The organism is Staphylococcus sp. NAM3COL9 (assembly GCF_001431205.1).
GTDB lineage: Bacteria > Bacillota > Bacilli > Staphylococcales > Staphylococcaceae > Staphylococcus.
Genome location: NZ_LGPC01000014.1, coordinates 317,901 through 330,010 on the forward strand (window position 1 = coordinate 317,901; position 12,110 = coordinate 330,010).

A 12,110-nucleotide genomic window follows, 5' to 3' on the forward strand; every position below is an offset into this window, starting at 1 on the left:
TTTTCACTTATTTAGTATATTTTATTTCTTCACCTGACTGTATACGACCATTGAAATGTTTAATACGACAATCTATTTCGAATCCTCTCATCATCAAATTTTGAAATGGCGATTGGAACAAGTAATACGCTGGCCAGATAATTTTAGGAATATAATCATATAAATGAACGATTACAGTTTGTGTTCCTTCTAATTTTCGAAATTCTAACTTTCCTTGTTTCCTTAGATTAGGTTTCACTATAGATCCACCTACTAAATTTAATGTAATCATATCGCTTTCTGTTATCGTTTTATGAAGCACAAGTATGGGGTTGCGTTTATCTTTTATATAAATAACAAAATTATCGCCTTCATTATAAGTATGTAACAGCGTTCCTTTAGTTTTATTTAACCAATCAAAATAATATTCCACCATCTGATTTAAGGTCCAGTTCATTGGCAGTTGTACGTTAAGTGCACTGCGCACATCATCATACTTCGAAACTTGTAATTCGACTGCAACATGAGGTCGTGAAACTTTTACTTCTGTTTTTTCAATAGGTGTTCCGTACGCCGACAATCGCTCTATTGACTCATTATCAAAACGACTACCACTAATATAAATGATTTTTTTAATTCCTTTTTTAGCCGTCGCACGCCCAAAATTATCAGCAGCAATTAAATTCATATCTCTAGCTGTTGCTTTTGTCAGCTTTGCTGAATGTTTGGTTGGATCTAAATAATAGATAGCCATATCCATACCTTCCATTGACTCAAGCACATCATTATAATTATAAATATCTTTTTTTAACCATGTTACTTCTTGAAACTCATCTTCTTTAGGATATTTCGACATCGTAAAAAGCGTCGCGTCATCTTTAATAGATTGTATTAAGTTTTTCCCTATATAGCCTGTCACACCTGCTAATAAAATATTAGGTTTCATAGTTATACTTCCTTTATATTAATTTGGCTCAATTTAAATATCTCCTAGTAAAATCATGCTAATGATGTTAAGTTATACTATAACTGAGTATTAGCAAAATAGAAATGAGGAGTGGACACATATGGTTCATCAAATTCGTGAAATCGGTATCAATGATATAGATCCGTTTGTAAAATTATTAACTACTATCTATGATGAATCTGAATATTTAATATATAATCCTGGTGAATATGCTCCATCTAATAGTGATGCCGTTTCAAACTTGGAACATTATATAACGTCACCATCCAATGCGATATATGTTGCCGAAAATAACGGAGAACTTGTTGGTTTTTCAATCGTAACAACTGAAAAATTGGAACGTGCACGTCATGAAGCACATTTTTCTATGGGTGTTATTAGACACTATCGCGAAAAAGGGCTTGGTCAGTCACTTATTAATTCTATTGAAGCATGGTGTTTAAACCATAACATTCGCCGTATCGAAGTTTCTGTAGTCCCTGAAAACGAAACAGCAGTCGCATTATTTAAAGCTGCTGGATATCAAATTGACGGCGAACTTCGAGATAAACTTTATATCGATGGGCGTTATTTCAATAAATATATAATGTCTAAGTTATTACTTTAGTCTACCTCAATGTTTATGTATTAAACGTTTCACTATGATAGTTTAATTATAAATTAGTAAATAGAAATACAACGGAAATCTAATTTTCCTAATAAAATTTCCGTTGTTTGGATCCGTCCGACAAAGAAGATAGAACTAAAAACAGCTTATAGAATCCGTTACAGGAAATCTATAAGCTGTTTTTTTGAATTTTTTTATAACTTTATTACTTCTAGTCATTTTATTAGTAAGGATTCAATTGAACACCGTCAGGATTTTTTGATTCGGGTTTCAATTCTCTTTCTACACCAGAAGCACTTGTATTTCTACTTAAGAAACTCAATGTGTCTTTCATATTTTGCTGTGACTCTGGTAATTGCATATGAAATTGGTATTGGTGTTTCAAATTATGTGATCCATCATAAAACAGTTTATCCACTGGGACATCTTTTTCTTTTAGTTTTTTATAAAAACCAATGTTCTGACTATAAAATGGATCTGCATCCCCTACTGATAAAAATGTTGGTGGATAATCTTTTGTAACTTGGTTTATCGTAGACATTTCACTGATATATTTAAATTGTTGTTCCCAATATCTCTTGCCTGTATAACTTTCCATAAAGAGTTGAATTCTAGGAAATTCTGTTTCTTTCACTGTTTTCATATCATAAAAGCCACCAAAAAAGATTGCTGCTTTTATTTGCTCTGGTTCAAATTGTTGATTAAACTCCATATCTTTTCGCAATGATTTATTTGTTTGGATAGCTGTAAATTGACTGGATAGTTGGGCACCTGCTGAATCACCACCGAAAACAACTTGATCAAAATCTATAGGTAACTCATGTTTGTTCTGTTTGATAAACTGAACCGCGCGATCAATTTGTTTTAACTGTGTCGGGTATTTATAGTCAGGTGCAAGTGCATAATTAATATTTACTACAATATAACCCTGTTCAGCAAATTTTGATAATAACGGGTTTTTATATTGTTTATCTCCTGCGATAAATCCTCCACCATGTAACCAAAAAATGACAGGCAATTTATTATCTTTATCTAATTCAGTAGGTGTTAAAATATCTAAGCGACTATTGGGTATGCCACTACTATAAGTTATATTAGTAAATGCATTTACATTTTCATTATTAATCTGTACTTTTTCTTTAAATTCTTGCGCATTTTGTCGATCATATTGTTGCTTAAGTAATATTGCAATCACAATTGCAACGACAACAAAAACAACAATAGCGATAATTGTCCATCTATGTTTTTTCTTCATGCTCGATCTTCCCTTTCGCATGCATTGTATCATAATTAATAATTACGTAGTAGTATTTATTTGAACGATTATAATAGAGAAAACTGCTATCTTCTTTACTTTAAAATCAAATTGAGCAACTATCATCTATAATCATAAACTTGTCTCTATATAGGTTAATACCTTATTTTAAAACAATAAATGGCTGCTAGATATCCAATAGGATTCTAACAGCCATTTATTAAATCTATTTATACTTTATTTCATCACAATTAAGCGATGTGATCTTTATTTTGATTTTTTCTAGAGTAGTATTTAATAACAACTGCAATAACTACAACTAAGCCAATTACACCCATGATTGGATATAAGAAGTTAATTAAGTCTGCGAAACCTACGAAACTTAATGCAAAAGCTACAAGCACCATTGCAATAATGAATACATGATATTTTTTACTATACGGCTCTGTAAATCTTGCAGCAAACGAATACATTAAACCAAGAATTGTATTATACATAACTGCTAACATAATAATCGATAATACTAAACCAATCCAAGGGTGAATTTCATTTGCTAACGTTAATGTTGGAATAGAAGCATCTTTAATTGTCGTATACTCTGATTGCAACGCAAAGTTGATAAGCGCTAGTAATATTGTATATACAACACCACCAAATAATGCACCTGCACCAGATATTTTTCGTTTAGAAGCATCGCCACCAATAGCAACAATTGTACTAAAACCAACTGCGAATGCTAATCCACCATAAATAATACCGTAAAGAATACCTTTCCAAATACTCGCCTCTGGAACTGTTTGGTTCACTTCTGCGAAAGAAATATGTCCATTAAATAAGTAAAATACTGCAATGATAACAACTAAAATAATTAAGAATGGCGTTACTATACCTAACGCACGTACTATTTTGTTAAAATCCATTAGTAATGTAATATAGATGGCAATAACCATAATCAATGCGCCTAACCATGTTGGTATGCCAAAACTTTCTTCAAACGTTGATCCTGAACCTGCAATCATTGTGACTGAGATACCAAATAAGAAGAAGATAAGTAAATAATCAATTATCTTACTAAATACACCACCGAATAAATAATCTAAAGTGGATTCATGATTTTGCGCATCGAATGCAGTACCAATCTTAGCAACTTGTCGACCTGCAAATCCTAATATCAACCCTGATATAATAACTCCTAAATACGACCAAAGTCCATAAGGAGTAAAGAATTGCATTACTTCTTGTCCCGTTGAAAAGCCAGCACCTACTACGATACCAACATAAGCGAAACCAATTTTTATAGCTTCTTTATTCAAGCCCATGTGATTTATAACCTCCTCTTAAGTTAACACATTGAATTATTATAACGCACTGTCATTATTTTGCAACACGACAAATTTTAAATCGACACCATTAATTACTTTTTACACTAAATGTCCAGTGGATTTACATACAGTTAAAAATTCATTTATACTTCTAAATATAAATATAAACTCTGTATTATCAAGCTTATCCCATATTAAAACTTTTATTTTTTGTAATTTCATACATTTAATATGCACTCATTATCACTATTTTAAAACTCTAAATTTTTTAAATTTTTTATCGCTTTCAAGTTAACCATATATTACATAATTTAAATCGTCACGGTATTTTTATAATTTTAATGAAATTTTATTATGTGTATTATACCTAACAATACTTTATAGAAAAATAAAATTAAAAACCGAAAACCACAATTAAAAACTGAGGTTTTCGGTTAAATATGTTTTATTGCTAAGCATGTTAATTAATGTGCATTTTTATAGCGATTGAGTTCATTGAAGTCTACAACGACATTATCTATACGTTTAGCCGTTTCTTTAAGCACATTACGCGCAACACTATTAGACGGATCTAATTTAAGTATTTGTCGAGACACATCAAATGCTTTTTTATCAGAAATGACTGGTTCGGGGACTGCATGTAACAATAACATTTGTAACAGACTTTTCACTTCTTTATTGTCCGTAAGTTTTATGGATGATTCTGCATGATAATAAGCTGACTCCAATGCACCTTGTAATTCACTTAATGGATAAACTAATAATAGAAAAGCCAAATCATGCATTTCTGCAGTTTCTTCTACTTTCATCATATCTAAAATACATGTATAAAACATGACACTTTCTACTTCATGTGCACTTGAAATGTAAGCCTCTTCGAATTCCATAAAATCTGTCTGGGACATTAAACGTTTTACTGACTCGAATTCGCCGTTTAAGACATGCTTTTGTATTAAATCTTTCATGGCAATGTCCTCCTAGGTATCCAGATTTCTATAACAGTTAGGTTCTATTCTACCACAGACCGTTTATATATTCATATAAAAATGAATCTGTTTGCCATATTAATTGAAGACCTTATAATATATTAATTACTTAACCTTTATCAATAGACTATTGACATAAATAAGTAAATGATTTATCCGAAATTGCGTTTCAAATCTTCAACAATTTCTTCGATAGAACCGCCTACTGATAATTTGACAGCAGCTGTAAAACTACCTTCAACAATCGGTGCATCGACTTTTTCTACTTGATATTTACCTTCATACATTTCAATAGCTAAATCTAAGTTCATTTCTGCGGAACCAATATCATAGAAACAAAGTGCATCATCGTCTAAATCATTAATCATTTCTTGAATATGATCGTAAGATGTTCCAATCTTACCTTCAACCCCACCCTGTATTAATATTGGAACATCTCCTGCCATTTGTTCCAATAATGTTTTTGTACCGTTTGCAATATCTTCACTATGACTCACAATTACAATTTTCGTCATAATTATTCATCTCCAATCAATGCATTTAATATATAAACACTGCTCTGTGCACCTGGGTCAATGTGCCCTTTTGATTCTTCTTTAAAATACGATGCTCTTCCTTTTGTAGCAACGATATCTTTTGTTTCGTCTGCGTACGTTTGTAGCACATCTGCATTTAATTTTTCGCCTTGCTGTACCGCTTCATTTGCACGTTCTATAACGTCATACATTGTTTTTTCATTTAATTCAACTTTACCTCTTTGCTTAATTGCTTCAGAAAATGAATTCAACACTTCTTTTAAGTTTGTAGCATCTAACTCATCACCAACAACTTGAGACATTTTCACAAAACTAAAACCATACAGTGGGCCTGAAGCACCACCGATATTAGACATCAATGTCATACCTGTAGACTTCAATAAATTTTGCATGGAACTATCATCTATTTTCTCTGGCAATGCTTTAAATCCTCTAACCATGTTCACGCCATGGTCGCCATCGCCTATAGCTCGATCTAATTCTGTTAATAATACTTCTTTTTCTTCAAATACTTCTACTAAATTAAGTAATCTTTCCTTTAATTCACTTACATTCATTTGCGTTCCACTCCTTATCGTATCAATGACTTATTAACTATTAATTAAAGTAAGAACTTGCTGTAGGCTCAGTTAATGCTGTTAACACTTCTTCTGTATATGGAACTAATGTTAAAGATAACCCCTGCATATCTAATGCAGTCATATAATCTCCCACAAACCAATGTACAACATCAATATGCTTCTCTCGGAAATTTTCTGCTACATATTTTGCTGCTATATTAAGTTCAGATAATGGTGTAGCACCCATACCATTGACCATAACTATAAGTTTTTCTGAACTTACTTCTTCCATCAAAGCTTTAATTAATCGCTCGACAATTTGATCTACAGTTTCCACTTTTTCTCTGGATAGGCCTTTTTCTCCATGGATACCTATACCGATTTCCATTTCATCACTTTCAATATCAAATCCATATTGGCCAGTTGTCGGTACCATTGGCGCAGTTAAAGCCATTCCTAATGTTTTAACACTTTGTAAAAATTGGTCTACTTTTTCTTTAATGTTTGTTAACGTCTCACCTTGGTCTGCTAAATATCCAGCATATTTATGTGCTAATACTGTACCAGCAACACCTCTTCTTTTATCATCATCGCTTACTGCAATATCATCCTTAACAATAATTGTTGCCACTTGTATGTCTTCCATCTCTGCCATTTCTTGTGCCATTTCAAAATTCATAACATCACCAGCATAGTTCTTGACTACAAGTAATACACCATCTCCATTATTAACTGCTTTAATTGCACTTAGAATTTTATCAGGTGTTGGTGATGTGAATACTTCACCACAGACAGCGGCGTCGAGCATACCTTCTGCTACATAGCCAGCATGTGAAGGTTCGTGACCACTTCCACCACCAGAAACTAGAGCAACACCTTGCTTTTTCTTATTTTTTCTCACAACAACAGTATCTGCAATGACTTCAATTTCATTATTCGTTATCGAAAGTCCGTCCAACATATCTGTTAAAAATTGCGTTTTATCTTTAATTAGTTTTTTCATAGAGATGACCTCCTAATTTGAATGTTCATTTATAGTATACCCTACACACGAATGCAAACGCTAACATATAAAAATTGATAATGCTTTCTTTTGAAATTATTAAAATATATAAATAAAAAGGAGCTTGGGACATATGTCCAAGCTCCTTTTTATTTATATATTTTATACTGATTTTGTTTTATACATTAAATATAAGAAATAAGGTGCACCAACTATTGCGACCACGATACCTGCTGGGATACCTGAAGGTTGTAATATCACTTGTCCTAACGTATCTGCTAACACGAGTAAAAATGCACCTATTAATATCGAAATAGGTAGAAAGAGTTGGTGTCTTGGACCAACAATCGATTTAGCGATATGTGGTCCTAATAAGCCAATAAAGCCAATTGACCCCGCTACTGAAACAGCAGTAGAGGATAATATAACTGCAACGAGTAATAATACGATACGTTCTCTTCCAATTTTTACACCTACACCTTGAGCTATGTGTTGATGTGTATTTAATAAATTTAAAACATTAGACTTAAATAATAAAAACGGAATCAATACGAGAACCCATGGTAAAAATGCAATTACAAATGCCCATTCATCACCCCAAATGTTACCGGCGAGCCAAGATGCAATAAACTCTGATTGAGCTTCATCAAATGTGGACATCAAAGTAAGTGAACCACCACTTAATGCAGTAGCCATACCTACCCCAACAAGCACCATACTTGCAGGTGTAATGCCTTCGCCTTTATTATAACTAAATGAGAAGATGATAAATGCTGTTAAGATACCGCCTATCATACTTACGATTGGTAATACATAGACAAAGTTTCCAGCATCTACATCCCCTATAACAATAAATAGCGCTATTGCGAAACCACTACCTGCGTTAATGCCTAATATACCTGGCTCAGCTAATGGATTCTTGGTAACACTTTGGATAATGGCACCACTCACAGCTAATGCTGCACCAGCTAAAATCGTAATAAGCATTCGTGGCATTCTAAATTCCATTAATATTAAAGTATCGGTATATGCTCCTTGACCAAATAAAGTCTTAAAGAACGTGCCAATCGACATTTTATACTCACCTGATGTCATACTCCACGCACAAGAAAGAAGTACAAGTATAATCAGAATCACCATTGTTAACCATTGTTTATATCTCAGTTTTGGATCTATCATGAGAAGCGACCTCCTCTTTTAACTAAATACAAGAAGTAAGGTACACCTATAAACGAAATAATGGCTCCAACTGGTGCTTCCCCTAACATACGTGCAACCGTATCAGCCACAAGCATCAACAAGCCACCAACCAATGCTGTGAGTGGAATAACACGGGCGTAGTCTGTACCGACTATATATCTCACAATATGTGGCACCATCAAGCCAACAAATGCAATTTGTCCTACCATAGCTACAGCTACACCAGCCATTACCATAGATAAAATTAAAGTGATTGCACGTGTAAATGCCACATTTTGCCCTAACCCTTTAGCCAATGTTTCACCTAAATTTAAAATCGTTAATTGCTTACTCATACTAACCATAATGATAAGCGCCACCAAAATAAAAGGTGCTGACCACATCAACTGATTCCAAGTTGTTCCAGATACGCCACCAGCACTCCAAAAGGTTAAACTTTGGTTCAATCTAAATAATAGCGCTACGCCTTGACTTAAGGCTGTTAGTAACGCACTAACTGCTGCGCCGGCTAATATAATTCTCATCGGGTTAAAGCCATCGCTTCTTGATCTTCCTATCATTAAGACGAAAAAACCACCTATAAGTGCACCAATAAAACCTGCTAACATCAATATGATGAACGGTGCTGATGGATAAAATGCAAAGGTAAGCGCCAACATAAATGAAGCGCCAGCATTTAGACCAATTAAACTTGGATCCGCTAGACCATTTTTAGTAACACCTTGAATTACAGCGCCTGAAGTTGCTAAGGCAACCCCTACTAAGATTGCTCCGAGGTCTCTTGGAATACGTATTTCACTTATAATATTATGTTGTTGGTTTTTAGGATTATAATTGAATACTGCCTCGAATATAGTAGATATATGGATTTTTGCATCCCCATATAGAATCGACACAATTAAAGCAACTACTAATAATATAAACACTATTATAAATGTAGTTGTAAAATTCAATTTGCCCTTTTTCTTTGTAGTCATAATTAGCCTCTAAACTTCCGAATAACTTTTTCTACATAAATCGTACGTCACTAGCATAGGTTTCCCTGTTCTTGGGTCTGTGCTAATTTCAACATCGATATTGAATACTTTTTCTAAAATTTCTTTAGTTAATACGTCTTCAGTCTCACCTTTAGCAATAATTTCTCCATTTTTCATAGTGATTAAATGATCTGAAAATCGTACTGCTTGGTTAATATCATGTAAAACCATAACAATAGTACAACCTTGTTCTCTATTTAATTGCGTGATCAACTCTAAAATTTCTAATTGATGTGAAATATCTAAAAACGTCGTTGGTTCGTCTAAAAAGATTATATCTGTACGTTGTGCCAATGCCATAGCTATCCATACTCTTTGACGTTGACCTCCACTTAAATCATTAATTGGACGTAGTCTAAATTCATACGTGCCTGTAACTGATAACGCCCAATCGATTTCTTTTTTATCTTCTGCCGAAAGACGTCCAAATCCTTTTTGGTGAGGAAAACGTCCATAGGACACTAATTCTCCAACTGTAAGACCATCCGCAACTTCAGGAGATTGTGGTAAAATCGCAATTTTTTTGGCAATATCTTTGGTTGCTTGTGCGTGTAAGTTCTCACCATCTAACTTAATTTCGCCATTTTTAATAGGTAATAATCTCGATAACGCTTTCAATAATGTGGATTTCCCACAACCATTTGGCCCTATAATTGATGTGATTTTACCATCAGGTATGTGGACATCTAAGTTTTCAACAATTACATTCTCCCCATAACCAATAGTAACTTGTTCTCCTTCTAAGCGACTCATAATTTCCCTTCTTCCTATATAAATAAGCATAATGCACTATATATGTTTTTACATTTAATTTGTCTCAATACATCGTATATATCATAAGTTCTATTTAATAAATGATAATCATTATCACAGGTGATATTATATCATTTTTTATATATTATGACTATTAAATCTCATCCTTTCTAACACCGTTTTCGACGAATTTAACATACATAAAAAGAGACAACACCCTATTTGTAATACTATATAGTGTTATATATAAAATAAATGAAGCTTCCAAAAATGGAAGCTTCATTTATTAATTGGACTTGCTTTATATTTCAAAAATGTATGTTTTAAAATAAGTTAATGTTCATCAATCAAGAAACCATTACCATAAACATCACGCACATCATGAATAACTAAAAATGCTTCATCATCTATATTTCTTATCAAACGTTTTGCTTTGGTAACCTGCGTTTTCGTAATTACAACATAAAGTATATCTTTATCTTGTTTAGTGAAATAACCTCTACCATTTAAAATAGTCAGTCCACGTCCAACTTGTTCATCAATAACTTTTGCTATTTCATCAGGATTGCTTGAAATGATAGTCATTGCTTTCTTCGTATTTAAACCTTCTATTACATATTCCATTACTTTAGTACCAATATATAATGAAATAACTGTTACAAGCGCGCTAGAAATTGGAATGACTGTTAGTGAAATTGCTACTACAATTAAATCAAAGAATAGCAATGCATATGGTGTACTTATATCCAAATATTTATTAGCAATTCTTGCTAAAATAGTTGTTCCAGCTGTTGTACCACCAGCAAGCACAATAACGCCGATACCCAAACCAACACATAGTCCGCCAAATACAGCATTAACTAGTATATTTCCAGTTTCAATTTGCCAACTTGCTGTTAATTCTAAAAATATTGATATTAATATTGTAGCTACAATCGTTAAATACATACTTCTTTTACTTAAAAATTTATAACCAATTGCAATAAGCACAGCATTAAGTACAAAGTTAGTAATACTAGGAGAGATATGAAAGGCATAGTATAGTACGATTGCTAAACCGGTCACTCCTCCTTCACCTAAATCAGCAGATATAATAAATGTATTTACCCCCGCCGAGAATACAAATGATCCAAATAGGACTAATATTAAATCACGTACTGTTTTATTCACCTAAACGACCCCCTTTTATTTGCTTCAATCAATTGAATGTTAGCAAAAAATGGGCAATACCACAACATCCACCAGCATAAAAATCTATAAAAATTATATTCAAAACGTAATCATAAAGAGAATTATAAAATGAAGTTTTTAATTCTTTAAAAATTCTGAATTTTCGGTTTACTTTAGCACTTTCCTTTGCTATAATAAAATTTATCTTCTTATTGATAACCAATAAGAAGCCATCTCCTTTGTGTTGTTTATAGTAACAAACAAAACAATTTTTGCTCGAGTATATTAATGGTACCTAGTCCTTACTATTAGTATATAATTAATTCATTTCCCGTAAAAGCCAAGTAATGATGAATGTGTCTCCTCACTTCATTTACTTGGCTTTATTTTTTATGTAAAGTATCAAGGCACGAAGTAATTTCTAAAAAAATGAAAAAACTACTCATAAAATTATGTTGTATATAGTTGTTTTTCCTTGAGAGAATCTTTATCCATTAATTTTATTATTTAATACTCACTTTTTTACATTTTCTTCTATATAAGTTCAGCAAATGAATGACAAATTATAATATATTATTTAAAAACCGCAGTAATTCAAGCCGTCTCCTGCGAGAATAGTATTAGCTAAAAACTACAGGATGAGGCTGTGCCCGAAAAAGCCCTTCACAAAAAAATGCCAACAAAGTTGGAGACTTTGTCGACACTTTATTGGTAGTTTTTGATAATTTCCATATT

12 protein-coding genes are annotated in these 12,110 nt (G+C 32.7%); 1 reads left to right on the forward strand and 11 read right to left on the reverse strand.

Annotated elements, in window-relative coordinates:
- Positions 1–7: 7 nt before the first annotated feature.
- Positions 8–925 carry a hypothetical protein gene (locus ACA31_RS08650; protein ID WP_057512927.1) on the reverse strand — a complete coding sequence of 306 codons (918 nt, stop codon included), beginning with the start codon at positions 923–925 and terminating at the stop codon, positions 8–10.
- Positions 926–1,046: 121 nt separating this feature from the next.
- Here ACA31_RS08650 and ACA31_RS08655 point away from each other — a divergent pair, with 121 nt between their 5' ends.
- Positions 1,047–1,553: a GNAT family N-acetyltransferase gene (locus ACA31_RS08655; RefSeq protein ID WP_057512928.1), complete on the forward strand. Its 507-nt coding sequence runs from the start codon at positions 1,047–1,049 to the stop codon at positions 1,551–1,553.
- A 223-nt stretch (positions 1,554–1,776) separates the two neighbouring features.
- Here ACA31_RS08655 and ACA31_RS08660 read toward each other — a convergent pair whose 3' ends face one another.
- The 10 genes from ACA31_RS08660 to ACA31_RS08705 form a co-directional block, all read right to left on the reverse strand.
- Entirely contained in the window at positions 1,777–2,808 is a 1,032-nt protein-coding gene (locus ACA31_RS08660; protein ID WP_057512929.1) for an alpha/beta hydrolase, read from the reverse strand.
- Between the two features lie 251 nt (positions 2,809–3,059).
- On the reverse strand, positions 3,060–4,127 hold the full coding sequence (locus ACA31_RS08665) for a YkvI family membrane protein (protein ID WP_057512930.1): 1,068 nt from the start codon (positions 4,125–4,127) through the stop codon (positions 3,060–3,062).
- Between the two features lie 467 nt (positions 4,128–4,594).
- Positions 4,595–5,095, reverse strand: coding sequence for a hypothetical protein (locus tag ACA31_RS08670; protein ID WP_057512931.1), 501 nt, complete (start codon positions 5,093–5,095; stop codon positions 4,595–4,597).
- A gap of 173 nt (positions 5,096–5,268) precedes the next feature.
- On the reverse strand, positions 5,269–5,631 hold the full coding sequence (gene dhaM, locus ACA31_RS08675; protein ID WP_057512932.1) for a dihydroxyacetone kinase phosphoryl donor subunit DhaM: 363 nt from the start codon (positions 5,629–5,631) through the stop codon (positions 5,269–5,271).
- A gap of 2 nt (positions 5,632–5,633) precedes the next feature.
- Positions 5,634–6,209, reverse strand: coding sequence for a dihydroxyacetone kinase subunit DhaL (gene dhaL, locus ACA31_RS08680; protein WP_057512933.1), 576 nt, complete (start codon positions 6,207–6,209; stop codon positions 5,634–5,636).
- A 40-nt stretch (positions 6,210–6,249) separates the two neighbouring features.
- Positions 6,250–7,215, reverse strand: coding sequence for a dihydroxyacetone kinase subunit DhaK (dhaK, locus tag ACA31_RS08685; protein ID WP_057512934.1), 966 nt, complete (start codon positions 7,213–7,215; stop codon positions 6,250–6,252).
- Between the two features lie 162 nt (positions 7,216–7,377).
- Positions 7,378–8,394: a FecCD family ABC transporter permease gene (locus ACA31_RS08690; RefSeq protein WP_057512935.1), complete on the reverse strand. Its 1,017-nt coding sequence runs from the start codon at positions 8,392–8,394 to the stop codon at positions 7,378–7,380.
- Positions 8,391–9,392 (reverse strand): FecCD family ABC transporter permease, encoded by a 1,002-nt coding sequence (locus ACA31_RS08695; protein ID WP_057512936.1) that lies wholly within the window; start codon positions 9,390–9,392, stop codon positions 8,391–8,393. The genes ACA31_RS08690 and ACA31_RS08695 overlap by 4 nt, the downstream gene beginning before the upstream one ends.
- 9 nt (positions 9,393–9,401) lie before the next feature.
- Positions 9,402–10,205, reverse strand: a complete 804-nt coding sequence (locus tag ACA31_RS08700) for an ABC transporter ATP-binding protein (protein ID WP_057512937.1) — start codon at positions 10,203–10,205, stop codon at positions 9,402–9,404.
- A gap of 333 nt (positions 10,206–10,538) precedes the next feature.
- Positions 10,539–11,375 (reverse strand): YitT family protein, encoded by an 837-nt coding sequence (locus ACA31_RS08705; protein WP_057512938.1) that lies wholly within the window; start codon positions 11,373–11,375, stop codon positions 10,539–10,541.
- Positions 11,376–12,110 lie beyond the last annotated feature (735 nt).

Bases quoted from the DNA above. Each gene is read 5' to 3' on its own strand.
- ACA31_RS08670 (WP_057512931.1), bottom strand. From the start codon at position 5,095: ATGAAAGATTTAATACAAAAGCATGTCTTAAACGGCGAATTCGAGTCA.
- ACA31_RS08695 (WP_057512936.1), bottom strand. From the start codon at position 9,392: ATGACTACAAAGAAAAAGGGCAAATTGAATTTTACAACTACATTTATA.
- ACA31_RS08700 (WP_057512937.1), bottom strand. From the start codon at position 10,205: ATGAGTCGCTTAGAAGGAGAACAAGTTACTATTGGTTATGGGGAGAAT.
- dhaL (WP_057512933.1), bottom strand. From the start codon at position 6,209: ATGAATGTAAGTGAATTAAAGGAAAGATTACTTAATTTAGTAGAAGTA.
- ACA31_RS08660 (WP_057512929.1), bottom strand. From the start codon at position 2,808: ATGAAGAAAAAACATAGATGGACAATTATCGCTATTGTTGTTTTTGTT.
- ACA31_RS08690 (WP_057512935.1), bottom strand. From the start codon at position 8,394: ATGATAGATCCAAAACTGAGATATAAACAATGGTTAACAATGGTGATT.
- dhaK (WP_057512934.1), bottom strand. From the start codon at position 7,215: ATGAAAAAACTAATTAAAGATAAAACGCAATTTTTAACAGATATGTTG.
- ACA31_RS08665 (WP_057512930.1), bottom strand. From the start codon at position 4,127: ATGGGCTTGAATAAAGAAGCTATAAAAATTGGTTTCGCTTATGTTGGT.
- dhaM (WP_057512932.1), bottom strand. From the start codon at position 5,631: ATGACGAAAATTGTAATTGTGAGTCATAGTGAAGATATTGCAAACGGT.
- ACA31_RS08650 (WP_057512927.1), bottom strand. From the start codon at position 925: ATGAAACCTAATATTTTATTAGCAGGTGTGACAGGCTATATAGGGAAA.
- ACA31_RS08655 (WP_057512928.1), top strand. From the start codon at position 1,047: ATGGTTCATCAAATTCGTGAAATCGGTATCAATGATATAGATCCGTTT.